Raw genomic sequence first — 26,349 nt, 5'->3', positions numbered from 1 at the left:
AATGATTTTCGCGAAATTCTGATTAAGTAACTTCCCTTGATTACTTTCTGTTATGACAGTCGCCCTTGTACCTACAAAGCTAATTACAATATCACCTCTATATGCAAGATAATCACTTTGCGAATTCTCATTCTTTTTCACATATTCGTCATCTAGATGTGTTAGATCAAAATTCAAATCATCAAATGTATAAAATATATTGTTATTAAGCTCCTCATCAGGGATTCTTGAAATATTTTGACCTACTTTAATTATTGCAACCTCATCTATTTTCACGCCGCCCCTCCTTTTGTAATTCTTATAAATTACTTAATGACAAATTTAACATTACCATGTGAATTACACAAAAACAAGTAATTCTTTAAAATTACAAAAATACAATGAATCAAAAAAGATTTATACTCATAATTACTGAAAATATTAATGTTATTAAATATTAGATGAATCCTTATTTTTTAGTAAATGAAAAACAACCATTTTAAACAAAGATTAATCAAAATGGTTGTTTTTCATTTATTAATTTGATTTTCATAAAAAATATTGATTAAAATTTTTGTTCAAACATTGATACGGAAGGTTTTTTTAAAAATTATGCCGTCATTTTGATGGAACTTTATTATAAATGATTAAACTATTTTCAAAACATCGCACCTTCATTTCAAATTTACCATTTCTCAAGAAAAATTCATCAATATCCTATAACAGTAGTATTAACTTCATTGACAATCTCATTAGATATTGTACTTATCGGTAGTAAATAGACTTTATTTAAACGAGGATTAAATATCCCTAAATTCTCAATTTGTTTGAATTCGGAATGAATAGAATGAACACCCATTAAATAATATATAAGCAACTGTAAAGTATTTTTATTAGTCGGATCTTTCTTTGAAACTTTAAAATCCCATAAAGTCGTTTCAGTTAAAAAATCACCATCTCCACTTGATATAAGCTGAGTATAACCACCTTCAAAAGTGAAACCATCTTTTACAATCGGTCCATAATTATCGTTAAAAGTCCTACTACGCTCTACCATATTTCTAATATTAGAAATAGTAGAGAAATCTGGCTGAATAGTATGTGGCTTATAACTTGCAATACCAGCTCTAAAAGCAGTATCAAACCCTACCAATTTGCACGCATTCTCTATTGAATTATCATCAAGACCACTAATTCCGTTTAATAATTCTTCAGCACAATCGCTCTCATTAACCCTCGATGCACCTCTAAGAGAAATTTTAAAAGCTTTTTCTAAAGAAGTTCCCATAGTAAACCGAGTAAGATAATCAACAGCTAGTCCAATCAAAGTACTATGTATATTTTCTTCTTCATACAAATCAATACCATCATGTAATTCGATAATATTGAAATCTTTAGGTTTAATATACCCACCTCTTGGCTGTTTAACTTTAGAAATCCTCTGAGTAACTGATACCATAAAAACACCTCTTTTTTGGTATGTTATTTTCATTTTCTTTAATGGTCTGATGCAAAAAGCTCAAAACAATTATTACAGTTTTTTCAATTTCTTTATCTAATGGTGCTATAAGCACATGCTTTAGTTATTTTTGGTGTAGTGAAGTATCTTACATTAAAAATTAAACAATTATATTTTTAATTTCGTCCTAACTTTAGAACGGGCTTATGCTTCTTTTCTCACTTTTAATATGGCATGTTCATTTAGAAAGCCATAATCTTTAGCATTTTCTACAAACCGCCCTTCATTACCTCTTCTTAAATTATCAAGTATATTTTGGGTAGCATCTGTAATATTTATCTCTTTGTTATTTTCCCTTTCTTCAATAGCTTGTTTAATTTCGCTCATTAGATCCGCTATTTCATGTTCTTCACTAATATTTACAGTGGATTCAGCTTGTTGTTTCTGTAATAAACGTTCATCCAGTGCAACCGTAATATGCCTACTTAAGAATGTTAAACCACCTACACCCAAAACAACACAAACAGCTAATGGACTATTCCTTGAAATACTTTTAATATCTAAAAATCGTTTATTCTCTTCAACATATAAAGTTTTATCTATAAAGTCTCTACAAATAATTTCGACACTATTGTCATTTGGATCATAAATACCAATTATAGGTCTAATCAGATTATCAAAAGTTGATTTAAAAGTATTAAAATATCCTATTATATTAGATGGCGTTTCATTAATATCTTTAATATCATTTGCAAGGATACTTTCTTTTACAATAGCGATACTTATAAAATCAGATTCCATTTTTTGATAAGATGAAATTACCTTAACAGTACTGGACTCTAAAGAATTGGCTAATTTTTTCCGATCTATTTTTTTATTCTGTTCGGTATTTCTTACTTCTTCTTGACCCGATTGATTGAGGTTTTCATTTGCCAAACTAATAATTTTTTCTTTTATTGCGATCATTGTAGTGTTCGGGCTTATAGAAAAAGTTATCAAACCACTTAACTTCTCTTTATTCAAACTCTTTACTTTGTATTCACTTAGGGTCTCATTCACTTTCCTAAATATCTCAAACATACAATTTATTTTTATTAATTTTTCATTCGGGAACATTCCTATGGGTTTTCCCAAATGATATAAGGTTTTTGCATCTCTCTCATTTCTAAGATTTAAAATGCCAAGATTTTTATAGATGTTATTTAACTTAAAAGATTCATCTATTATGAATATATTTTCTAAATCTGTTCCTTTATTAATGTAACTTTCAATAGTATTTAACAACTCATTCTTATAATAACTTCTTGATAAGTTTTCAATAAAGGATGAAATTTGCCAAGATGATAAAAGTTTTTCCCCATCTCTTTTCATTTCTAAATTAACTCTATAATCACTTTCAACAACAACCTTATTATAAGCATCCATCTTAAAACAATCTCCCTTATTTAATTATCTTTTTTCACACTTTTTAGCACCTCTTGTAACACTTCTTTTTTAGCTAATCTAACTTCATCTTTTAATCTTTTTTCATATATTTTTTCTTTTTGTTCTTCTTTCTTTTCATTAAGTCTAATGTTTACGAATAAAAGACCTAGATTTAGTATCATAAGTGTCCCATTAGAGATAAAATTATCAACTATAGGTGTAATAATGTTATTTTTTAAAACGTCTATATTTGTTAACCATCCTACTGTTAAGCCTAATCCTATCGCCAATATCAACAGTATGTTACTTAACCAGGAATTCCAGGATTTTCTAAACTTATTTTCTGAAATTGTAGTCAATCCAGCTGATAAAGCATAAAAAAAAGTGAACACTGAAACACCATTTTTAAAATTCGCACCCATAATATTTGAATCAGGATATACCATATTAACGATAGCCATCACTATTAATACGTATCCTATAGTCGAAATCAATTTATCACCTTTAGTCATTAAAACACCGCCCTTATATACCAATGCTCCCTATACATTGTTTTTGGAATGATAAATTTTTTCATTTGACCTCGGCATCTATTACGGTATTATGGTAATTGAATTATATTTTCACATTCCTTTTAATTCCTCTTTTCTTACCTCTCCTCTAGTTGCATCTGCCATTCTAGTCTGATTGATCATTACTTTTACAATCGAGATTTAAATTTTAAAGAACATCTTTATCTACCTAATAGCAAGCTTCTTACCAAAATAAATGATTGCTACCAGCTTAAAAAACAAAATTTTATCTTCTTATCTTTTTTATTCCTTCGGAATTCATCCACATTGCATATAATTCCTTATTAATCCATATATTAACTTCATTTTACATTAACGCCTTTAAAACATAAATACATTTCTATTATGATTATTTCCATTTACTTAAGGACGTTAAGTAAATGGAATATGTTATCAAAAGCGGACTAATGAAAGATATGGGTTTTAAGCTCTAATATAGTAAAATCTTCATTCAAAATATCCCTAAACTTGCAGAAGACTTATTTTTAAATCATAATATCGCAATAAACTTTTATAACGAATAGCATAAAAACTATATTATTGATTTCCTTTGATACAATATTTTGTTTAAATTAAAGAAGGAGGGGATATTGATGGAGGAACAATATATCAAAAAATTAGATAAAATTCTAAATCAATTTATTTTGCAATCCAAGAAATTTGTAGATTATTCATGTTTCCCCTATGGAACACATGACCTTTTATCTTATAACGTCACATCCGTAAAGCTTACATATGATTTTGAGTACTTTTCTTTTACTAAAAGTACTAAGACACTAATAAGTATCCGACATTTATTAAAAGCTGGGCACAATGAAGATGTAATGATGTTAGTACGAAGTATTTTTGAAAATTATTTAAGTACTCGATATCTACATGAAAATGAACACAAACTTGATAACTTTATTAAAAACCCTATAAAAGTTGCGTTAGCCTTTTATAATGTTCAATCAGATGGGGTACTAGTAAACCGAAATCAGGAGGAGGTTGGAAAGCAAGAAAACCCGAGTACCTTTAAAATGGGCTTAGATAAGAAATATTTTACTCACTTCTATGATGTATTATCTCGATTCAGCCATTGTAATTTTGGACTTATTGACTACTATCAAGAAAATCTCAATTTTACAATTTCTAAAAATAATGAACCATTAATGATTCGATTATTTGTAATTTTCACCTTCACTAAAATTTTCGAATTGGTTGTTACTGTTGAAGGAGAAGAATTTATTAATGAAAGAACTGAAAAGATTTGCTATCAACTTGTAGAAGATTCTATTATGTTACAAGAAAAAATAATGGATTTTCTCATTGCTCGATTTAATGATAATACAGAAGAATTTCTAAAATACCATAACAAACGAATGAAAAGTTTGTTAAAAAATATGAAAAAATCACTAAAAGAGGAAGTCGGAAGTATAAAAAAATAAAAAGGATGGCATTTTTTCGCCGCCTTTTTTTATTGAATTCCTTGTAAATTTATCCCGATAAGAATAGAATCACTAGTTAAATTCTAACCAAACACCAATTCTCATACTTAAAAAGAAGCATAAGTTTGCCGCAAACAAAAAGAACCATAAGCTTGCCGTTCCGGCAAACTTATGGTTCATATCACAATACAAAATAAAAAACCACCAAATATGTATTGGTGGAGACGGTGGGAGTCGAACCCACGTCCAAAAATATCGGCACTTAAGCTTCTACGAGTGTAGTCGATATATTAGCATTTCGCGAACTCTTCGGCCTATCGACAGGCTTCCAAGTTGCTAGTCTGATTGTTCTCTTCCTTCGCCCTCAGACGGCGAACTCCGGCGTAGTCCACTTAGTTTGAGTCCCTTACCCTACCACATGGACGATGGAGGGAGGAACCTTTAGTGCAATTAAGCAGCTAAAGAAAGATTGTTTTGTTTGCCAATTATAGGCTTTGACGTTTTAACGAGGCCGATCCCCTCGACTCGCAACCTAAGCTCGAACTATCCCTGTCGAATCCGTAACGTCCCCATGATAAAAATGGAGCATACGAAGAAAATATCGTGATAGCTACTAAGAGCTGTTTTTCAATGTGCAACAACCTTACATAAGTTATTATATCATACGCGCGCCGTTTTACAAATGTAAATATCTGTATTACATCTTTTGGCGATCACGGAACACGCGTGCAATTTCACGTTTCGCTTCTTTCTCTTTTAAATCGTGACGTTTATCATATTGTTTCTTACCTTTTGCTAAACCAAGTGCCATTTTTGCAAATCCATTTTTCAAATAGATTCTAAGTGGAACTAATGCGTAACCTGTTTCTTTTGCAGCGCCCGCTAGCTTATCAATTTCTTTTTTATGAAGAAGTAATTTTCTCGTACGAAGTGGATCATGGTTGAAACGATTCCCTTGTTCGTATGTATTAATGTGCATATTATGAACCCATACTTCACCGTTATGTATACGTGCAAACGCATCTTTCAAGTTCACGCGACCAGCGCGAATCGACTTAATTTCCGTTCCTTGAAGGACAAGCCCTGCCTCGTATGTTTCTTCGATGAAATAATCATGAAATGCTTTTTTATTTTGTGCAATAACCTTACCTGTACCCTTTGGCATATAACGTCCCTCCTCTATTTTTACTATTGTAACAAATGTTAATAAAAAGCGAAAGTGGCTCGCTCAGAATGTGAGGTGGATGGAGCTTCTGACCTTGAGGCGCTCTTTGCCTCTCGGGAAGAAGTGAAGCCGCCGAACATTCTAGCCACTGTAGCTAGATTCCAACAAAAAGAAAAACGGCCTCGCTTTTCATCAAAGCGAAGCCATCCTTTTCTTACTTACGCTTTTTCTTTTTCTTCTTGAATCCTGGTACGTTTTCGAAGAATCCTTTTTTCTTCTTGCCATTACCATCTTTTTTCCCTGGCTGACTAGCAGACGTGGATGCTGTTGCTGATGCGGATCCTCTTCCTGTGCTTTTACCTTTGCCACCACGGTCAAACTTTCTACCTGTGCCACGTTCACCGCCGCGCTCATTACTGCGCTCGCTACGTCCACCGCGTTTCTTTCTGCCTGTTCTTGGCTGCTCGATAACGACTGGACGATCTTTGAACTTACGACGAGGTGTACCTTTCATGCCAACGATTTCAAAGTCGATTGCACGCTCGTCTTTATTTACGTTAATAACACGAATTGTAATTTCGTCACCGATGCGGAATACGTTTCCTGTACGCTCTCCGATCATAGCGAAATGCTGCTCGTCATAACGGTAGTAATCATCCGTTAAGTAGCTAACGTGTACAAGACCTTCAATTGTATTTGGAAGCTCTACGAATAAACCGAAGTTTGTTACAGAGCTAATCATACCGTCATACTCTTCACCGATCTTATCAACCATATACTCTGCTTTTTTCATCTCATCTGTTTCACGCTCTGCTTCAACAGCACGGCGTTCCATATTAGAAGAGTGCTCTGCAATCTCAGGTAATTTTTCACGCCATTTTGCTTGCGTTTCATTGTCGACTTTACCATTAATAATGTATTCACGAATTAATCTATGAACGATTGTATCTGGGTAACGACGAATTGGTGATGTGAAATGTGTGTAGAACTCAGTTGATAAACCGAAATGCCCTAAACTATCCGCATCGTAACGAGCTTGCTTCATAGAACGAAGCATAACCGTTGAAATAACTACTTCTTCAGGCTGTCCTTGAACCATTTCAAGAATTTGTTGCAGCGCACGAGGGTGTACTTCATTCGCACGTCCTTTTACCGCATATCCGAAGTTCGTTACAAACTCGAAGAAACGCTCAAGCTTATCTTCTTTCGGATCTTCATGGACACGGTACATAAACGGTACGTTCATCCAGTGGAAGTGCTCTGCTACTGTTTCATTCGCAACAAGCATAAATTCTTCAATTAACTTCTCTGATACAGAACGATCGCGCATAACAACATCAGTCGGTTTTCCTTCTTCATCTACTAATACTTTCGCTTCTTTAAAGTCAAAGTCAATTGCACCACGGCGCATACGTTTTTCACGTAGAATTTGTGCCAATTGACCCATCTCTTTAAACATCGGTACTAATGGCTCATAACGCTTAATTAACTCTTCGTCCTCATCTTCTAAAATGCTTCTTACGTCAGCATACGTCATACGCTCTGTCGTTTTAATCACACTTTGGAAAATCTCGTGTTTAACAACATCACCTAAGTTGTTGATTTCCATTTCACAAGATAATGTCAGACGGTCTACTTTCGGGTTTAATGAGCAAATACCGTTAGATAGACGATGTGGAATCATCGGAATTACACGGTCAACAAGATACACACTCGTCGCTCTTTCCGCTGCTTCTACATCAATTGGAGAACCTTCTTGAACGTAATGACTTACATCCGCAATGTGAACGCCAAGCTTGTAGTTACCGTTCTCAAGCTTCGTTACTGTAACAGCATCATCTAAGTCTTTCGCGTCTGCACCATCAATCGTTACGATCATTTGATCACGTAAATCACGACGATCCTTTAAATCTTCTTCTGAAATCGTTTCTGGTACACTGTTTGCATGCTCCATCACTTCTTCAGGGAATGCTAAAGGTAAATGATGTTTATGAATGACAGATAAAATATCTACTCCTGGATCATTTTTATGACCTAGAATTTGAATAACTTCACCTTCTGCGCTTAAACGGTTTTCTGGATAGCTCGTAATTTTCACAACTACTTTATGACCTTCTACAGCACCCATTGATGCACTTTTCAAGATAAAGATATCACTCGTCCAGCGCTTATTGTCAGGTATAACAAATCCAAAGTTTTTCGATTCTGTATATGTACCAACAAGTTCTTTCGTTCCACGCTCTAAAATGCGTACAATTGAACCTTCTTGACGTGAACCGCTCGATTGAGAACTAAGGCGTGCTAATACTGTATCGCCATGAAGTGCACCGTTTAATTCTGTAGGAGGGATGAAAAGATCATCGTCTCCAGTTTTCTTCTCTTCTGGCACAACGAAAGCAAAGCCACGTGCATGTCCAATTAACTTACCTCGTACTAAATTCATCTTTTCAGGAAGACCGTATCGATTACTACGTGTACGAATAACAAGTCCCTTCTCTTCCATCATTACAAGTGCTTTTACAAAATCTTTAAAGCCCTCAGAACCTTCAATTCCAAATGCCTCTTCTAACTCTTGTATCGTTAGCGGTTTATACGCTTCTTCTCTCATAAATAATAACAACTTATCAATATGTTCTTGTGTGATTTCTTCCAAGCAAAAATACCTCCTTTAAAACCTTATATTATTTAGTGTATCCGAAAGATAGGGGATGTATAAAGTGAAACTTCAATACTCCTCTTATGATTTTTACAGTTTTCACAAAAAATTCCTTATGAAAAAAAGAGGCAACTAGATCTTACCAATCTAGTTGCTCCAAGAAGTTATATACATCCTCATGTAGCTCGTCACGTTGTTTATCAAGTGTAATGACATGCGTAGAGTCTTCATACCATTTAATGTCTTTTAACGTAGATTCTACACCGTTATAAATAATGTTAGCACTATCTGTATTAATCATTTCGTCATGACGTGCTTGTACAACAAATGTTGGTGCATAAATCATATCCACATTGTTACGTACGTCAGCAATTAATTGTTGTAATGCTTTTAATGTATTCATCGGTGTCTTTTGGAATTCCAACATTTCTTGTTCGATTTGCTCTGGTGACTTTTGCTCACGCTTTTTATATTCGCGGGCATATGCCAATATACCTTGGTACATCGTTTCTTCGCTCTTAATATACATCGGTGCACACATTGGTACTACACCTAAAACCGGTACTGTATAACCTAATTTTAAAGAAAATACGCCGCCAAGTGACAATCCAACAACAGCAATTTTCTCAAAACCTTTATCTTTTAAAAGCTGATATGCCTCCGTTACATCTTGCCACCAATCTGTAGGGCCTGTATGAACAAGCTCTTCTGGTGGTACACCGTGCCCTTTATAAATTGGCGCATGACAAGTGTAGCCTTTCTTCTCTAAGAAACGCCCTAACATACGTACATCAGCTGAGTTCCCTGTGAATCCATGTAGTAATAAAACAGCGCGGTCTCCACCCTCAAATGTAAATGGTTTCGGAGATGCTAATTTCATCATGTACTTCTCCTCTTTCTCTTCTGTAATCTAGTCGTATTCTTTCTATATCTAGTGTACCATATTTATATTTCTATAATCTAATTAGAAACATCTTTCAAATGGCAAAACAAAAAAGAAGAACCATTAGTACATCTTACTAACGCTTCTTCTTTCAATTCTATAAGTTTAAGTACGTAACAGCAATTGTTAATACAAAGAACAATACAGCTAAAACAATTGTGATACGGTTTAATACTGCTTCAATTCCACGTGCTTTTTGCTTACCAAATAATTGCTCTGCACCGCCTGAAATTGCACCTGAAAGGCCTGAGCTATTACTAGACTGCATAAGTACCATAACAATCATTAAAATCGATACAGTAATAAGTAAAACGGATAATAACGTATGCACTTGGCGTACCTCCTACAAAGATTCAGTTATTGTAACTGTAGCATAAATCCTATAGAAAAGCGAGAGCTATAGAGTCGCTCCCGCTTTTCTTCCATTACATAAACATCATTGCAAATAACGGTCCAAGTAAACATGTCAAAATTGCTGTTAATGTCATTGTTACCGATCCAATAACACCTTCATGTTCGTTATTTTTCATCGCTCTCATAACGCCCATAATATGAGAAGCACATCCAAATCCGATACCTTTACCAACTGAGTTTGTAACACGGCTCCATTTTAATAAGAGAGGTCCTGTAATCGTTCCAGTAATACCTGCGATAACAACGAAAGCTGCTGTTAAGGAAGGTACACCACCAACTTGTTCAGAAACGCTCATCGCAACTGGCATTGTCACCGATTTTGGTAAAGACGATAAGATTAAGCTTTTATCTGTTCCCATAAGTGAAGCAATGGCAAAATCACTAGCGATTGCAACTGTTGTACCTACTAATACCCCGCCGGCAATCGGTACAACATACTTTTGCAGAACATGACGTTGTTTATAAAGAGGAATTGCAAATGCTACAACACCGGGTCCAAGTAGCTTTGCAATCCAGCCACCACCACTTTCCATATAATGTTGATATGGTATATCAAGCACGATAAATAGGAAAGCCATTAATCCTGTTGCTACAAGCATTGGAATGGTGAATGGTGTTGGAAATAATTTATAGATTTTTTTAGATAATTGATATAATAGCACCGTAAAAAGAACCCAACCGATTCCGATTAATATTTGGCTCATCGCGACTCTCTTTCCTTCCTATTCGCAAGATATTGTCCTGTATGTCCTGCGACAATAATAATTAAAAATGTACTCGCTACAACTGTAATGAAAAGAGAAATTCCTTTACTCATAAAAAAAGCACCGTAATTCATTAAGCCAAGCGTTGGCGGAATTAATAAAAACGGCATAATAGCAACGAGTGTTTCTGCTCCTAAATCGAACCATTTCACTGGAAGAACTTTTAGGCTAAGTAAAACAAGTAAGAGGAACATCCCAATCAAACTTCCTGGAATTGGAATATTTAGCATTTCTTGCACCCAAGTTCCAACCATATAAAACACGTAAAGAGCAGCAATTTGGACAAGAATCTTTGTAAATTTCATGTTCATCATCCCTCATGTTTATACGATCTTCTGTTAATATCTTTATCATAGTATAAATTGTAAAAAGCTGCAATTTATCAACTTGACAGCAAAAACAGCCTTTGTTATACGCTTACAACCTTGATATGACTGCATTTCCAAACGAAAATTACGTCAAAAACCTTGACCTAATATAAAAAGTTTTTATTTTCTGAATTTATAAGACTATTATTTCAATAAAATAATCTTTTTATCCTTAAGCTTACATATATATAAAATGAAACTTTAATCCATGAGGATTCCCACATCCATACTGATTGTTAGCCCTCATCAAGCGGGTTTGTAAGGGATAAACAAGATAGGTGGTGAACATATGCCAAAAAAAGTTCTCATTTTTTGTGATCCTGGGATTGATGATACGATGGCTCTCCTCTTAGCTTTCTTTATTGATGAAATAGAAATTATCGGTATTGTTGCTGATTACGGCAATGTCCCGAAAAAAATGGCCGTACAAAATGCTCATTTTTTTAATAACGAAACAAAGAATAGAAATATCAAGATATTCGGTGGTTCAGAACGTCCTCTTACTGGTGCCCCACCTGCGTTTTTTACGGATGTACATGGGAAACAGGGGCTCGGGCCAATTATTCCAAAGGTAAATGTGACTAACGGAGAAATGGAGAATTTTTTTGAAGTTATTCCTCTTATTGAGCAGTATAAAGATGAATTAATCATTGTAAGTTTAGGAAGACTTACCTCCCTAGCAATTTTATTCATCGTATGTAAACAGTTAATGAAGCAAGTTAAATCTTACTACGTAATGGGCGGTGCCTTTTTACACCCTGGTAATGTTACCCCTATTTCCGAAGCAAACTTTTATGGCGATCCTACTGCTGCTAATATAGTCCTCCAATCTACAGCTAACATGTACATATACCCATTAAACGTCACCCAATATTCCGTCATTACACCCGAGATGGCGGAGTATATTGAAACAAAAGGAAAAGCCCCACTTGTCAAACCTTTATTCGATCATTATTACTACGGATATTATAAAGACGCCCTACCACATTTAAAGGGTAGCCCCTTCCATGACACAATGCCAATACTCGCTTTACTTGATAACTCTATGTTTACCTATCACAAATCACCTATCGTTGTCATGACAGAATCTTATGCGCAGGGGGCAAGCATTGGAGAATTTCGCTCTTTAGGAGAATCTAAGCCATTTATTGATTGGCCGAGTCATCAAATCGCAATTGATTTTGATTATAACCGCTTCTTCAAACATTTCATGTCACTTATGACGGGCGAACAATTTTAGCATAAAAAAACAGACCGTGATTTCTCACGGTCTGTCGTTATTTTCTACAATTATCGTTTGATGTTATAGAAAGATTTGATACCATCGTAAACAGCGATTTCGCCTAGTTCGTCTTCGATGCGTAATAATTGGTTGTACTTAGCAATACGGTCAGTACGGCTCATAGAACCAGTTTTGATTTGGCCAGCGTTAGTTGCAACTGCGATGTCAGCAATTGTAGCATCTTCAGTTTCACCAGAACGGTGAGATACAACTGCTGTGTAACCAGCACGTTTAGCCATTTCGATAGCTTCGAAAGTCTCAGTTAAAGTACCGATTTGGTTAACTTTAATTAAGATTGAGTTAGAGATACCTTTTTCGATACCTTCAGCAAGTTTTTGAGTGTTAGTTACGAATAAATCGTCACCAACTAATTGTACTTTATCACCGATACGCTCAGTTAATAATTTGTGACCATCCCAGTCGTTTTCGTCTAAACCATCTTCGATAGAGATGATTGGGAAGTCTTTGCAAAGCTCTTCGTAGAAATCAACCATTTCTGCAGAAGTTAAGCCAGTACGGCCTTCGCCTGCAAGGTCATATTTACCAGTTTCTTTGTTGTAGAACTCAGAAGAAGCAACGTCCATTCCTAAGAATACGTTCTCGCCAGCTTTGTAACCAGCTTTTTCGATAGCTTCGATGATTACTTCTAAAGCTTCACGGTTAGAACCAAGGTTTGGAGCGAATCCACCTTCGTCACCTACTGCAGTGTTAAGACCTTTGTCATGTAATACAGCTTTAAGTGCATGGAATACTTCAGCACCCATACGGATTGATTCTTTGAATGTTGGAGCACCAACTGGTAAGATCATGAACTCTTGGAAGTCAACGTTGTTATCAGCGTGAGAACCACCGTTGATGATGTTCATCATTGGAGTTGGTAATTGTTTTGCATTGAATCCACCAAGGTAACGGTATAATGGAAGACCTACGAAGTCAGCTGCTGCGTGAGCTACTGCCATAGATACACCAAGGATAGCGTTAGCGCCTAGTTTACCTTTGTTTGGAGTGCCGTCTAATTCGATCATAGCACGGTCGATACCAGCTTGGTCAGTTACATCGAAACCAGCGATTTCTGGAGCGATAATTTCGTTAACGTTGTTTACTGCGTTAACAACACCTTTACCAAGGTAACGAGATTTGTCACCGTCACGTAATTCTACTGCTTCGTGCTCACCAGTAGATGCACCACTTGGTACGATAGCGCGTCCGAAAGCACCGCTTTCTGTGTAAACTTCTACTTCTACAGTTGGGTTACCACGAGAGTCAAGGACTTCGCGAGCATAAACATCAATAATTGTTGACATAATAAATTCTCTCCTTTTTATATAAGCAAATTATTTAATAATTGTTTTACCTGTCATTTCTTTCGGTTGTTCCACATTTAAAAGTGTAAGCATTGTTGGAGCGATATCTCCTAAAATACCACCTTCACGAAGCTCTACATCATTTTTTGTAACGATGAAAGGAACCGGGTTAGTTGTATGAGCTGTCATCGGCTCGCCATCAGCAGTTAACTCCTGATCGGCATTACCATGGTCAGCAGTAATAAGTGCTACACCATCTTTTGCAAGAATCGCTTCTACAACTTTTCCTAAACATTCGTCAGTTGCTTCTACTGCTTTAATTGTTGGTTCCATCATCCCAGAATGGCCAACCATATCACAGTTTGCAAAGTTAAGAATGATAACATCATGTTTATCATTTTCGATTTCATTTACTAAAGCGTCCGTTACTTCGTAAATGCTCATTTCAGGTTTCAAGTCATACGTTGCAACCTTCGGTGAGTTAATTAAGATACGCTCTTCTCCTGGGAATTCAGCCTCACGACCACCGCTAAAGAAGAATGTAACGTGCGGATACTTTTCGGTTTCCGCGATGCGAAGTTGCTTTAATCCCGCTTGCGCAACAACTTCACCTAAAGTGTTATCAAGGTTCATTGGCTTGAATGCCACGTAACCATTCACAGTTTCACTGAAGTGTGTCATACATACGAATTCTGGAATGTGAGGTACTTTTTCACCACGATCGAACTCACGGAAGTCTTCGTTTGTAAATACACGAGCAATTTGAATTGCACGGTCTGGACGGAAGTTATAGAAGATAACTGCATCATCATCATTGATTGTTGCAACTGGCGTGTTATCTTCGTTAACAATTACAGACGGCAATACGAATTCATCATAGATACCGTTCGCATAAGAGTCTTCTACACACTCTTCTGCTGATTTATAAGTAGGGCCTTCACCATTCACCATAGCACTGTAACATTTTTCTACGCGATCCCAACGCTTGTCACGGTCCATGGAGTAATAACGACCAGAGATAGTCGCGAATTGTCCTACTCCTGTTTCTTTAATTACTTCATTTGCTGCATCGATATAACCTTTTGCTGTTTGTGGTCCAACATCGCGGCCGTCTAAGAACGCATGGATGTAAACTTTCTCCACACCTTCTTTTGCTGCTAAGCGAAGAAGAGCAAACATATGGTTCATGTGACTGTGCACACCACCATCAGAAAGTAAACCGAATAAATGAAGAGCAGTACCTTTTTCTTTTACGCTTTTAATTGCATTTTGGAATGTTTCGTTCTGATCGAACTCACCTTCACGAATTGCAACGTTTACGCGTGTTAAGCTTTGATATACTATGCGGCCAGCACCAATATTTAAGTGACCAACCTCAGAGTTACCCATTTGACCTTCTGGAAGACCTACTTCCTCACCACAAGCTGTAAGCGTTGTATGAGGGAATTTGTTCCAGTAACCATCAAAATTAGGTTTCTTAGCTTGTGCTACAGCATTCCCGTGAGTTTCTTCACGAAGTCCGAAACCGTCAAGGATGATTAAAGCTGTTGGCTTTCTCATTTTACCGCCCCCAGAAGACCTAAGAACGAAGCAGGCTCTAAGCTAGCACCGCCAACTAAAGCGCCGTCGATGTCAGATTGTGCCATATACTCTTTAATGTTTTCTGGTTTTACGCTACCGCCGTATTGAATACGAACAGCTTCTGCAGCTTCTGGAGAAACAGCTTCTGCAACAACTTTACGGATGTGCGCACATACTTCATTTGCATCTGCAGAAGAAGAAGATTTACCTGTACCGATAGCCCAGATAGGCTCATAAGCGATAACAGTTGCTTTAACTTGCTCTTCTGTTAAACCTGCAAGTGCTTTTGTCACTTGACCTGCTACTAGATCAAATGTTTTTCCGCTTTCGCGCTCTTCTAAAGTCTCACCACAACATACGATTGGTGTTAAACCATGTTCAAATGCTGCTAGAGTCTTTTTGTTTACTGATTCGTCTGTTTCAGCAAACATTTCACGACGCTCAGAGTGGCCAAGTACTACGTAGCCTACTTTTAAGTCGCTAAGTGCTACTGGGCTAATTTCGCCAGTGAATGCACCATTTTTTTCGAAGTGCATGTTTTGTGCACCTACTTGTAAATCAGTTCCTTCAGTTGCTGCTACAAGGCGCTCTAAGAATAGAGCTGGAGAGCAAACTACTGCATCAACAGCTGAAGCTGCTGGGATTTGACCTTTAACTTCCTCTACGAAGCTAACTGCTTCAGATAGAGTTTTATTCATTTTCCAGTTACCTGCGATAATTGGTTTACGCATGCTTTGCACCGTCCTTTTTCTTTGGCTGCTACTTATTTGTCGTTAAGACAAACTACACCTGGAAGCTCTTTACCTTCCATGAATTCTAATGACGCACCGCCGCCAGTAGAAATGTGGCTCATTTTATCAGCCATACCGAATTTTTCAACAGCTGCTGCAGAGTCACCACCGCCGATAACAGAGTATGTATCTTCTGCATCTGCTAATGCTTGTCCTACTGCTTTTGTACCTTCTGCGAATGGAGTCATTTCGAATACACCCATTGGTCCATTCCATACAACAAGCTTAGAGTTTTTAATTACATCTGCATAAATTTCACGTGTTTTAGGACCGATGTCTACGCCTTCCCAGTTAGAAGGGATAGAGTCGATACCAACGATTTGAGTTGTTGCAGTTTCAGAGAATTCCTCAGTGATTACAACATCAACTGGCATGTAGAAGTTTACGCCTTTTTCTTTTGCAAGTTGCATAAATTCTTTAGCTAGTTCAATCTTGTCGTCTTCACATAGAGATAGACCAATTTCATGACCTAAAGCTTTAACGAACGTGTAAGCAAGTCCGCCACCGATGATTAAGTTATCTACTTTGTCTAATAGATGACGAATTACACCGATTTTATCTTTTACTTTCGCACCACCAATAATAGCTGTAAATGGACGTTCTGGGTTAGAAAGTGCTTTACCTAATACATCTAACTCTTTTTCCATTAATAGACCAGATACTGCTGGTAGGTAGTCTGCGATACCTGCTGTAGAAGCGTGAGCACGGTGAGCTGCACCGAATGCATCGTTTACGAAGATGTCAGCAAGTGCTGCAAATTCTTTCGCAAGTTCTGCATCGTTCTTTTCTTCGCCCGCATAGAAACGTACGTTTTCAAGAACTAATACGTCGCCTTCGTTCATTGCTGCAACCATTTCTTGTGCAACTGGTCCGAATGCTTCGTCTGCTTTTTTAACATCTTTACCAAGAAGCTCGCCTAAACGTGCTGCTACTGGAGTAAGACGTAATTCTTCTACCGCTTGACCTTTTGGACGGCCTAAGTGGCTTGCTAAAATAACTTTCGCACCTTGCTCTACTAAATATTGAATTGTAGGAAGAGCTGCACGGATACGAGTTTCATCTGTAATTTTGCCTTCTTTCATAGGTACGTTGAAATCAACGCGGCAAAATACACGCTTACCTTTTAAATCTACGTCACGAATTGATTTTTTGTTCATTGGATTTCCCTCCGACTACTAGTTAGGATTGACAAAACCCATTCAAAAGCTTAACACATTTGCTTTTAAAACGAAAGAAGAGAGAGAGGGAACAAACCCTCTCCCTCGTTTTGTCATTGATTGCTTATATAATTAAGAATTAAAGACCTTTAGAAGTCATGTAAGCTGCTAAGTCTACTACGCGGTTAGAGTAACCAGTTTCGTTATCGTACCAAGAAAGTACTTTAACCATGTTACCTTCCATTACCATTGTAGATAATGCATCGATTGTAGAAGAAGCTGTACATCCGTTATAGTCGATAGATACTAATGGCTCTTCGCTGTATCCAAGGATACCTTTTAATTCGCCTTCAGCTGCTGCTTTGAATGCTGCGTTTACATCTTCAACTGTTACTTCTTTGTCAAGTTCAACAACTAAGTCAACAAGAGAAACGTTAGCAGTTGGAACACGTACAGCGCCACCGTTTAATTTACCTTTAAGTTCTGGTAATACTAATGCTACAGCTTTAGCTGCACCAGTAGATGTTGGGATCATGTTTTCAGCTGCTGCACGAGCACGACGTAAATCTTTGTGTGGTAAGTCTAAGATTTGTTGGTCGTTAGTGTAAGAGTGAATTGTTGTCATCATTCCGCGTTTTACGCCGAATTTTTCGTTTAATACTTTAGCGAATGGAGCTAGACAGTTTGTAGTACAAGAAGCGTTAGATACTACGTTGTGGTTAGCTGCATCGTATTGTTCGTGGTTAACACCCATAACTACAGTGATATCTTCGTCAGAAGCTGGAGCTGAGATGATAACTTTCTTAACTGATCCACCTAAGTGTTTTTCAGCGTCTGATTTTTTAGTGAAACGGCCAGTAGATTCTACTACTACTTCTACTCCGTAGTCGCTCCATGGTAATTGAGCTGGGTCACGCTCAGCGATAACTTTAATTTCTTTACCGTTAACAACGATGCTGTTTTCGTTAGCAGATACTTCTGCATTTAAAGTTCCGTGAACTGTGTCATATTTTAAAAGGTGAGCTAATGTTTTAGCATCTGTTAAGTCGTTGATTGCTACTACTTCTACCTCAGAGTTGTTAAGAGCTGCGCGGAATACGTTACGTCCGATACGTCCAAATCCATTAATACCAATTTTAGTCATTTGAATTTCCTCCTTGGGGGATTATATTAAAGGGTAAAACCCTTTGTTAACTGTTTTGCTGCACCTTCATCTGTAATTAGAATTGAAGTGTGCCCTTGTTTAATTACAGCCTGTATTGCTTTTGCCTTTGAAGAACCTCCAGCGACTGCAACAACGTGAGATACATTTTGTAAATCCTCTAATTGCATACCAACTGTTCTTACTTTATGAACAACATTTCCTTCTTCATTAAAGTAGTAACCGAAAGCTTCACCAACTGCTTCGCTTGCTTGAATCTTTAACCAATCTGCTTCCGAAGTACTTCTGCGACGTGCCATTGTTAACGCATCACCTATTCCATGAATGACGATATTGGAAGATCGAATCAACTCAAGAACTTCTTTCACGGAAGGCTCTGTCACAATAGACGCATATGCTTCGCTACTAACATGGTCTGGAACATACAATAAGCGATAATTACTCATCGTATTTTGCGCCATCTTGGCACAAATGGTATTGGCTTCTAATTCAACACCTTCTCCGATTCCACCACGTGCTGGGACAAATAGCATATGTAAATCTTTACAATCAAGTTGCATCATGTCCGCAGCAGCAGCTAGCGTAGTTCCTCCAGCCACAGCAACGATATTATTCGCTGTCAGACGGTCTTTTATACAAGTCACACAAGCACGGCCCATCTCCAGTTTGACCCAAGGTGATTCATCACTATCACCAGGGACAACGAAAACTTCATCCAAGTCTAATGTTTCCTTAAGTTGCTTTTCTAAAACCTTTAACCCGGAAATTTCTTTCATAAAGTCTTCCAAAGCAAGAACTAAAGCTGTTCCTTCTTCTGTCAAAGTCATTCCAGAAGAAGCGACGTGAACTAAGTTTTGTTCTTTCAAAACTTGAACTTCACTTCGCAATACTCGTTCTGTCATACCGAGGCTTGCTGATAAGTTTCTTCTTCCAATCGGCTGCATGAGCCTAATGTATTGAAGAATTTGCATTCTCGTTTGCATAACAGGTAGCAGATCAGGTAATAATTTTTTTGTGTTCTGAATCCATGAGCGCATATCTTTTCTCCTCACTACATTGGTTCATTTTTCCTCGGTGGTCACTTTACGTCCCGTAGTGACATTTTGTGTCCCACATAGGTTAAAAAAATAATCCCTGCTACGTGTATTATTGTAACAGGAGATAGAAACTTATTCAACTCTTAACTGCATTCTTTATATAGTTTATTATGACACCTTTGTGAATGTTACCATATTCTACTTGTTTTCCGTCTATTTCTACAACCGGAATCATTAAATGATATTTTTCTAAAAGGTCATTATCTTCATATATATCTATTTCCTCGATTTGAAAAGAATATTCACATTGTACTTCCTGCAAAACTTGTTTCGCCTGCACGCAAAGACCACAATTCTTTTTTGTATACAGCACAACTTTCATCTTCTTCACCTATCCGATTGTTTTTCGCAATGACGAAGCTGGGATATGCATTTGTTCTCTATACTTCGCCACCGTTCTTCGAGAAATAACAATTTCATGCTCTTCTTCTAATAATTTTGAAATCTTTTGATCTGAGAGTGGCTTTTTCTTATTCTCTGCTTCCACAAGCGTTTGAATAAACTGTTTCACTCGCTTCGTTGAAACTGCCTCATCCTCTGTCGTCGAAACTGCATTACTAAAGAACGATTTCATCTCAAATAAACCGTGTGGCGTTTGCACATACTTATTTCTTGTTGCACGACTAATCGTAGACTCATGCACACTTAGCTCTTCCGCCACCTCTTTTAAAGCGAGCGGCTTCAAATACGCTGGACCTTCCCAAAAGAAATCACGTTGTTTTTCCATAATAATCGTCATCACTTGCAGAAGTGTTTGTTTTCTCTGTTTCAAACTGCGCATAATCCATTGCACATGCTGATACTTTTCTGAAACGTAAGATGCTACTTCACTTTCACTATTATTAAGAAGCGCACTGTACTCAGAGTGAATTTCAATTCTCGGCATATTTCTCTCATTCATCTGTAAAACGAGGCGATCGCCTTCTTTTTTCACTGCCATGTCAGGCACAATATACAGTGGTTTATCCGAAGAATACGCAAGGCCCGGTTTCGGCTGCAATGATGTAATACAGTTCACCGCCGATTGTAATTCTTCATTACTACACTTCAGCACATGAACGAGCTTTCGCCAATCCTTCTTCACGAAATAAGCAAAGTGCTCCTCTACAATATCTTCCGCTAATCCATCCCTTCTTTGTAAGCGCTTCAATTGTAAGGTTAAACATTCCTGAATATTACGCGCCCCTACCCCTGCTGGCTCCAGTGATTGGACAAGCTCTACAGAGCGGTCAACTACATGAATATGCGCAGAAAGGAGCTCTGCTAACTCTTCATTCGTTTCTTGTAAATACCCGTTTCCATCCATGTTCATAATAATGAAAGAAGCCACTTTCCGCTCTTCTTCATCTATTTTATAATACTGTATTTGATTTAATAAATGTTGCTGAATCGTTGTAGAATCCACACTGTAGATTTCCATCTGATTCTCGACTTGTTTGCTGGTACTTTTACTGTTGTTAGAGCTCTTTTTCTTCTCCCTCTCAAAACCACCTAACTCAATAAGGGGATTCTCTAACGATTGCTCATACAAAAACTCCGATAATTCTTGTACATTATACTGAAGCATTGTAATCGCTTGCCTTAACTCTTGTGTCATTGCCAAACGTAAGCTTTGTTCTTGTAAAAGACTTGCCTTCAAACTAATCTCCCCCTTGTTTCTATTGTACAATAAGTTTGGTAAAAGGAGAATCCTCACGCAGACGCCCATTCCAAAATATTATTAATTTATATGTATTAATGATATTTACAACTTACAACCGAAATTTGAATAATATTGAAAGAAAATAATAAGTTATAAAAATTATTATCAAGTACTAATAGTAAATCTTATTATCAGATATAACAAGAGGGAAATAAAAAAAGTCCTAACCTACAAAACGTAAGTTAGGACTTTTTGACGCGCCCAGAGGGATTCGAACCCCCGACAGACGTGGTACCGGAAACCACCGCTCTATCCGACTGAGCTATGGGCGCATGATTATAGAAAACACTTCATTTTCTTCTCATAATAATAGCAATAAAATCCATCTAAATCAATAAAAATATCCCCGTAATACCTTATACATCTTAGCTAAAAGCATATAAAATCTATTCAACCCCTAAATTTTCCAATCATAAATTCATCCCAACTCACAAATTATAACCTATGAATTGATATTCCAAAGGGGGCTTCATTCAATGACTGTAATTACGAAACTAAAGCAAACTGTTTCTGGATTAAAAAGTGCACAAGCTAGCTTAGAGGGATTCGCTCTTGATACGGATAACCAACAAGCTAAGCAACTTTTTCAAACAGCTGCGCAGCAAACACAAACGATTATCGATTCTTTAAACCCACGTGTTGAAGAAGTCCAACAGGAAGAACCACAATACTCACAGCAATAACGAACCAATCTTGCTGTGAAATAGAAAAAGGATGATATGCAGTCATCCTTTTTCTATCACATTACATATTGCAATAGAAATGGAATGATAATTATGCGAAAACTCGGCCTCATAACCGCATTATTTGCACTTCTATTTAGCTCTTTTACCGGATGTGATAATAGTCCTTTAGATAAAAAAGTGAAAGAAGAAGCAAAACAAACGGAGAAAGAAAAAGGTCCAAAGTTAACAAAGACGAGTACGGAATCCTTTAATCAATCTATATCACAAGGAGCGAAGAAAAGAGCTCTCGCTATGGATGAAATTATAAAAAGCACAGCAGTGAATTCAAATTTAGATCTCTACATAGCAGTTACACCTGAGCATCACGAAAGGTTTGGATTAAAACCGCTTCGTAAAAAGCTTCAAAAGCAGCTAAGTGATGAGCACCCTACTTTCGATGTTCGTGTAAGTACAGATAAAAAAATCTTTATGTTACTCGAAAAGCTCGAAAGAAAGATTAAGGAAAAAAAAGTATCTAAAGATGAGATTAATAAGCAATTAAAACTCATTGGTAAAAAAATGGAGTCTAACACTTAACGCTTTTTAAAAGAAAAGGAAGGATTGCAATGTCTAGTAAAGATAAAAACTTAACCCCTGTACAACAGGAGTATAAAAAATTCGAACAAGAACGCGAACCGAAACGACCTGTCTTAAAAAATTGTATAAAAGCCTTTTTCGTTGGTGGTTTTATTTGCTTCATCGGACAACTCATTTCTACTTTTTACATCACATATTTTGATTTCACTGAACGTTCGGCAGGAAATCCAACCGTCGCAACTCTTATTTTCATTTCTATGTTACTAACTGGATTTGGTATATACGATCGTTTTGGGCAGTTTGCTGGTGCTGGTACAGCTGTACCTGTTACTGGATTTGGAAACTCCGTTATTGCAGCTTGTATCGAACACCGAACGGAAGGATTTGTTCTTGGTGTTGGCGGTAACATGTTTAAATTAGCTGGCTCTGTTATTTTATTTGGTGTATTTTCGGCTTTTGTCATCGCACTTATTAAAACGATTCTCGTTCAATGGGGAGGGCTATAAATGTTACAAGGACACCGAACGTGGGTATTTGAAAACAAACCCGTTATTATTTCAACAGGAGTCGTTGGTGGACCTTTTGAGGCAAAAGGGAAAATCCCAGAAGACTTCGATATCCTTCATGAAGATTTATGGCTCGGACAAGATTCCTATGAAAAAGCACATAAAATTTTATTCGAAGAAGCTTGTAGCCGGGCTACTGAAAAAGCAGAACTTCGTAAAGACGATATTCAATTCGTACTCGCAGGAGATTTAATTAATCAAATTACCCCTACAAGCTTTGCTTGCCGCACACTGGGCACTCCTTATCTCGGATTATTCGGGGCTTGTTCTACTTCCATGGAAGGTTTAGCACTTGGGGCAAGTATCGTAAACGCAAAGGGCGCAAAATATTTATTAACTGGTGCCTCAAGTCATAACACCGCTGTAGAAAAACAGTTCCGCTATCCTACCGAATACGGTGGACAAAAGCCGCCTACTGCACAGTGGACAGTAACCGGAGCAGGAGCCGCTATTTTAAGCGATACTGGGCACGGCCCTAGGGTAACATCTGCCACAATCGGACGAGTCGTTGATATGGGATTAACGGATCCGTTTAATATGGGAGGTGCAATGGCTCCAGCTGCCGTCGACACAATTGAAGCTCACTTACGCGAACGTCAAATTGATGCCTCTTACTACGATTTAATTGTAACAGGCGATCTCGGACATGTAGGACGCGAAATTGCTTATGACTTACTACATAAACACGGAACAAAAGTAATGAGCGAACAGTTTCAAGATTGCGGACTCCTCATTTATAGAGAAGGACAGCCTGTCATAGCCGGTGCTAGTGGACCAGGATGTTCCGCAACAGTCGTGTACGGTCATTTATTAAACCGAATGAAAAGAGGAGAGTTCAAAAAAATACTTGTCGTTGCGACAGGCGCTTTACTATCTCCACTTACATTCCAACAAGAAGAAACGATTCCGTGTATCGCTCATGCCGTTTCGATTGAATTTGGAGGTGCAACGCAATGATTTTTTTCTGGGCTTTCGTCATTGGCGGACTCATATGTGTAATCGGCCAACTTATGTTTGATGTCGGCAAACTAACACCCGCTCATACAATGGCAACACTCGTTGTTGCTGGAGCTATATTAGATGGATTTAATTTGTATGAGCCATTAATTGATTTCGCTGGAGCCGGGGCAACTGTACCTATTACAAGCTTTGGTAATGCCCTCGTTCATGGCGCAATGGAAGAAGCTGCAAAACATGGCATCGTTGGCGTTATTACCGGCATGTTTAAAGTAACGAGCGCCGGTGTATCAGCAGCTATTATTTTCGGCTTCATTGGAGCATTGTTATTTAAACCGAAAGGATAAGAGGTGTTTATATGACTGTTATCGCTAGCGTAAAAACTTGCCTTGCTAGTGTAAGAGGCGCTCAAGCAAGCTTAAGTTCCCTTTCACTAAATTCTACAGACGATGAAGCTAAACGCGTATTTCATGAATGTATGTTAGAAATGGACAGTGTCATCGCTGATTTACAGGATAGAGTTTCAGTATTAGAACGTGAAGAACCTCAATATAAAGGGTTTTAAGTAGACTGGAGGAAATAACTATGTCTCACCTACCGGAATGGACACTTGTCATCCTTCGCTCTGTATTCATATTAATTATTTTATTCACTATTACAAAGTGCTTAGGAAAAAGGCAAATCTCTCAGCTTTCCTTTTTTGAATACATAGCGGGAATGACAATCGGTGATATCGCTGCTCAAATAGCTACAGGGCTTGATCAAAAGTTTTTCCACGGTGTCTTTGCTATACTTATTTTCGCATCAGTACCCTTTTTTGTCGGAATTCTTTCCTTAAAAAACAAAACTGCTAGAGATTTTTTTGAAGGGAAGTCTACAGTTTTAATAAAGGATGGCAAAGTACTTGAGGATAATTTAAAGAAAGAGAAATATACAAGTGATGAGTTACTTGAACTTCTTAGAGGAAATGGTGCATTTAGTATAGCGGAAGTCGAATTTGCTGTCTTAGAACCGAGCGGAGAATTAAATGTATTATTAAAGAAAGATTCTCAGCCCATTACTGCAAAAGACCTTGGATTAAAAGTACCGAATGAAAAAGAACCGCAAACTGTTATTATGGATGGCAATGTCTTAGATGAACCTTTATCCTCTAGTGGACATAACCGCGCTTGGCTACATTCTGAACTAGAAAAGCTCGGTGTTGTTATTGAAAATGTCTTTCTCGGTCAAGTGGATTCATACGGACAACTTACTATCGACATTTACAATGACAAACTCCAAATGCCTTCTCCTCAAAACAAACCTTTATTATTAGCATCTTTAAAAAAATGTCATGCTGATCTTGAACTATTTTCCCTAGAAACAAAGTCGAAATCAGCAAGCGAAATGTATAGTAAAAACGCGAAACAAATCGAAAAGATTTTAAATAGAGTTACCTATCTTTTAAAAGACTAACTATCGAAAGAACGCTTCAGTTAAAAGGCGTTCTTTTCTTTTTTTCTTCAGTTTTCATAACGTTTAAATTTATGGAATTCGGTTATGATGTTGAAGATACATAAGCAGGGAATTTCGAAAACATAGCGAATATTTCATGATACAACTACATATTTTTTTGATTTAAAGTGGTTTCGTTTGACCTTTATTGACCATAATTGTATTATAAGACTAAGAAAGCTTTAGAAGGAGGAAATAACAGATGAATTTAATTCCTACAGTAATTGAACAAACAAATCGTGGAGAACGCGCTTACGATATTTACTCTCGACTATTAAAAGACCGCATCATTATGCTTGGTAGTGCAATTGATGACAACGTAGCTAACTCAATCGTTTCCCAGCTTTTATTCTTGGAATCTCAAGATCCAGAAAAAGATATTCACATCTACATCAACAGCCCTGGTGGTTCTATCACAGCAGGTATGGCAATCTATGATACAATGCAGTTTATTAAACCACAAGTATCAACAATCTGTATCGGTATGGCAGCATCTATGGGTGCATTCTTACTTGCAGCAGGTGAAAAAGGAAAACGTTATGCACTTCCAAACAGTGAAGTAATGATTCACCAACCACTTGGTGGAGCACAAGGTCAAGCGACTGAAATCGAAATCGCTGCAAAACGTATCCTATTCTTACGTGAAAAACTAAACCAAATTCTTGCTGACCGCACTGGTCAACCACTTGAAGTACTACAACGCGACACAGACCGCGACAACTTCATGACAGCAGAAAAAGCTTTAGAATACGGTTTAATCGATAAGATCTTTACAAATCGTTAATAACTAAAAGCGGAAGCGGCTCGTTCAGAATCGCAGGG

Annotated in this window: 28 protein-coding genes, 1 tRNA gene and 1 other RNA gene; 10 read left to right on the top strand and 20 right to left on the bottom strand. The window is 37.2% G+C overall.

Features of this window, described 5'->3' with window-relative positions:
• The 4 genes from MR160_RS24755 to MR160_RS24740 all read right to left on the bottom strand — a co-directional run.
• A partial coding sequence (locus MR160_RS24755; RefSeq protein ID WP_481746737.1) for a restriction endonuclease subunit S domain-containing protein occupies positions 1-276 on the bottom strand: 276 nt, incomplete at its 3' end.
• A 412-nt stretch (positions 277-688) separates the two neighbouring features.
• A complete protein-coding gene (locus MR160_RS24750) occupies positions 689-1,438 on the bottom strand; it encodes a hypothetical protein (protein WP_242298269.1) in 750 nt (249 codons plus the stop codon).
• A 204-nt stretch (positions 1,439-1,642) separates the two neighbouring features.
• Complete coding sequence (locus tag MR160_RS24745) at positions 1,643-2,863, bottom strand: hypothetical protein (RefSeq protein WP_242298267.1); 1,221 nt, start codon at positions 2,861-2,863, stop codon at positions 1,643-1,645.
• A 20-nt stretch (positions 2,864-2,883) separates the two neighbouring features.
• Complete coding sequence (locus MR160_RS24740) at positions 2,884-3,375, bottom strand: hypothetical protein (RefSeq protein WP_242298266.1); 492 nt, start codon at positions 3,373-3,375, stop codon at positions 2,884-2,886.
• 653 nt (positions 3,376-4,028) lie between these two features.
• Here MR160_RS24740 and MR160_RS24735 point away from each other — a divergent pair.
• Entirely contained in the window at positions 4,029-4,862 is an 834-nt protein-coding gene (locus MR160_RS24735; RefSeq protein ID WP_242298264.1) for a DUF5677 domain-containing protein, read from the top strand.
• Between the two features lie 216 nt (positions 4,863-5,078).
• Here MR160_RS24735 and ssrA read toward each other — a convergent pair.
• From ssrA to MR160_RS24700, 7 genes are all read right to left on the bottom strand, one after another.
• Positions 5,079-5,433, bottom strand: a transfer-messenger RNA (tmRNA) gene (ssrA, locus tag MR160_RS24730).
• A gap of 126 nt (positions 5,434-5,559) precedes the next feature.
• A complete protein-coding gene (smpB, locus tag MR160_RS24725) occupies positions 5,560-6,027 on the bottom strand; it encodes an SsrA-binding protein (protein WP_001123917.1) in 468 nt (155 codons plus the stop codon).
• Positions 6,028-6,241: 214 nt separating this feature from the next.
• Complete coding sequence (rnr, locus tag MR160_RS24720; RefSeq protein ID WP_000391343.1) at positions 6,242-8,680, bottom strand: ribonuclease R; 2,439 nt, start codon at positions 8,678-8,680, stop codon at positions 6,242-6,244.
• 142 nt (positions 8,681-8,822) lie between these two features.
• Positions 8,823-9,563, bottom strand: coding sequence for a carboxylesterase (gene estA, locus MR160_RS24715; RefSeq protein ID WP_000761986.1), 741 nt, complete (start codon positions 9,561-9,563; stop codon positions 8,823-8,825).
• A gap of 160 nt (positions 9,564-9,723) precedes the next feature.
• Complete coding sequence (gene secG / locus MR160_RS24710; protein ID WP_000557266.1) at positions 9,724-9,957, bottom strand: preprotein translocase subunit SecG; 234 nt, start codon at positions 9,955-9,957, stop codon at positions 9,724-9,726.
• A 94-nt stretch (positions 9,958-10,051) separates the two neighbouring features.
• Positions 10,052-10,744 (bottom strand): LrgB family protein, encoded by a 693-nt coding sequence (locus tag MR160_RS24705; protein ID WP_000078304.1) that lies wholly within the window; start codon positions 10,742-10,744, stop codon positions 10,052-10,054.
• Complete coding sequence (locus MR160_RS24700) at positions 10,741-11,109, bottom strand: CidA/LrgA family holin-like protein (protein WP_000673222.1); 369 nt, start codon at positions 11,107-11,109, stop codon at positions 10,741-10,743. Before MR160_RS24700 ends, MR160_RS24705 begins: the two co-directional genes overlap by 4 nt.
• A gap of 352 nt (positions 11,110-11,461) precedes the next feature.
• Here MR160_RS24700 and MR160_RS24695 point away from each other — a divergent pair, with 352 nt between their 5' ends.
• Positions 11,462-12,412 (top strand): nucleoside hydrolase, encoded by a 951-nt coding sequence (locus MR160_RS24695; protein WP_001125040.1) that lies wholly within the window; start codon positions 11,462-11,464, stop codon positions 12,410-12,412.
• Positions 12,413-12,462: 50 nt separating this feature from the next.
• On the opposite strand, the gene eno is transcribed toward MR160_RS24695, so the two are convergent.
• The 9 genes from eno to MR160_RS24650 form a co-directional block, all read right to left on the bottom strand.
• Complete coding sequence (gene eno, locus MR160_RS24690; protein ID WP_000103951.1) at positions 12,463-13,758, bottom strand: phosphopyruvate hydratase; 1,296 nt, start codon at positions 13,756-13,758, stop codon at positions 12,463-12,465.
• A gap of 30 nt (positions 13,759-13,788) precedes the next feature.
• The gene (gene gpmI, locus MR160_RS24685) at positions 13,789-15,318 is read right to left on the bottom strand and encodes a 2,3-bisphosphoglycerate-independent phosphoglycerate mutase (protein ID WP_001231141.1); all 1,530 of its coding nucleotides are present in this window, start codon (positions 15,316-15,318) and stop codon (positions 13,789-13,791) included.
• Positions 15,315-16,070 carry a triose-phosphate isomerase gene (gene tpiA / locus MR160_RS24680; RefSeq protein ID WP_001231042.1) on the bottom strand — a complete coding sequence of 252 codons (756 nt, stop codon included), beginning with the start codon at positions 16,068-16,070 and terminating at the stop codon, positions 15,315-15,317. The genes gpmI and tpiA overlap by 4 nt, the downstream gene beginning before the upstream one ends.
• 32 nt (positions 16,071-16,102) lie before the next feature.
• Positions 16,103-17,287, bottom strand: a complete 1,185-nt coding sequence (locus MR160_RS24675) for a phosphoglycerate kinase (protein ID WP_001036332.1) — start codon at positions 17,285-17,287, stop codon at positions 16,103-16,105.
• A 139-nt stretch (positions 17,288-17,426) separates the two neighbouring features.
• Entirely contained in the window at positions 17,427-18,431 is a 1,005-nt protein-coding gene (gene gap, locus MR160_RS24670; protein ID WP_000161234.1) for a type I glyceraldehyde-3-phosphate dehydrogenase, read from the bottom strand.
• 26 nt (positions 18,432-18,457) lie between these two features.
• Entirely contained in the window at positions 18,458-19,486 is a 1,029-nt protein-coding gene (gene cggR / locus MR160_RS24665; protein WP_001258185.1) for a gapA transcriptional regulator CggR, read from the bottom strand.
• Positions 19,487-19,622: 136 nt separating this feature from the next.
• On the bottom strand, positions 19,623-19,868 hold the full coding sequence (locus MR160_RS24660; RefSeq protein ID WP_000869737.1) for a glutaredoxin family protein: 246 nt from the start codon (positions 19,866-19,868) through the stop codon (positions 19,623-19,625).
• A 9-nt stretch (positions 19,869-19,877) separates the two neighbouring features.
• On the bottom strand, positions 19,878-21,185 hold the full coding sequence (rpoN, locus tag MR160_RS24655; RefSeq protein WP_000647951.1) for an RNA polymerase factor sigma-54: 1,308 nt from the start codon (positions 21,183-21,185) through the stop codon (positions 19,878-19,880).
• Between the two features lie 259 nt (positions 21,186-21,444).
• A tRNA-Arg gene (locus tag MR160_RS24650) sits at positions 21,445-21,520 on the bottom strand.
• Positions 21,521-21,724: 204 nt separating this feature from the next.
• Here MR160_RS24650 and MR160_RS24645 point away from each other — a divergent pair.
• The 8 genes from MR160_RS24645 (at position 21,725) to clpP (ending at position 26,311) form a co-directional block, all read left to right on the top strand.
• Positions 21,725-21,931 (top strand): DUF1657 domain-containing protein, encoded by a 207-nt coding sequence (locus MR160_RS24645; RefSeq protein ID WP_000216166.1) that lies wholly within the window; start codon positions 21,725-21,727, stop codon positions 21,929-21,931.
• 93 nt (positions 21,932-22,024) lie between these two features.
• Positions 22,025-22,510: a YhcN/YlaJ family sporulation lipoprotein gene (locus tag MR160_RS24640; protein WP_001228537.1), complete on the top strand. Its 486-nt coding sequence runs from the start codon at positions 22,025-22,027 to the stop codon at positions 22,508-22,510.
• A gap of 29 nt (positions 22,511-22,539) precedes the next feature.
• On the top strand, positions 22,540-23,016 hold the full coding sequence (spoVAC, locus tag MR160_RS24635) for a stage V sporulation protein AC (RefSeq protein ID WP_000095399.1): 477 nt from the start codon (positions 22,540-22,542) through the stop codon (positions 23,014-23,016).
• Positions 23,017-24,033: a stage V sporulation protein AD gene (spoVAD, locus tag MR160_RS24630; RefSeq protein WP_000938953.1), complete on the top strand. Its 1,017-nt coding sequence runs from the start codon at positions 23,017-23,019 to the stop codon at positions 24,031-24,033.
• Positions 24,030-24,380: a stage V sporulation protein AE gene (spoVAE, locus tag MR160_RS24625; RefSeq protein WP_000575919.1), complete on the top strand. Its 351-nt coding sequence runs from the start codon at positions 24,030-24,032 to the stop codon at positions 24,378-24,380. Before spoVAD ends, spoVAE begins: the two co-directional genes overlap by 4 nt.
• Before the next feature lie 11 nt (positions 24,381-24,391).
• Positions 24,392-24,598, top strand: coding sequence for a DUF1657 domain-containing protein (locus MR160_RS24620; protein ID WP_000215916.1), 207 nt, complete (start codon positions 24,392-24,394; stop codon positions 24,596-24,598).
• A 20-nt stretch (positions 24,599-24,618) separates the two neighbouring features.
• On the top strand, positions 24,619-25,488 hold the full coding sequence (locus tag MR160_RS24615) for a DUF421 domain-containing protein (RefSeq protein WP_016099273.1): 870 nt from the start codon (positions 24,619-24,621) through the stop codon (positions 25,486-25,488).
• 241 nt (positions 25,489-25,729) lie between these two features.
• Positions 25,730-26,311 carry an ATP-dependent Clp endopeptidase proteolytic subunit ClpP gene (gene clpP, locus MR160_RS24610; protein ID WP_001049162.1) on the top strand — a complete coding sequence of 194 codons (582 nt, stop codon included), beginning with the start codon at positions 25,730-25,732 and terminating at the stop codon, positions 26,309-26,311.
• Positions 26,312-26,349 lie beyond the last annotated feature (38 nt).

Source organism: Bacillus cereus group sp. BfR-BA-01382, from assembly GCF_022663475.1.
In the GTDB taxonomy this organism is placed as follows: Bacteria; Bacillota; Bacilli; order Bacillales; family Bacillaceae_G; genus Bacillus_A; species Bacillus_A thuringiensis_S.
Note: the sequence above shows the minus strand (reverse complement) of the source record. Positions and strands in the feature narration are given on the sequence as shown.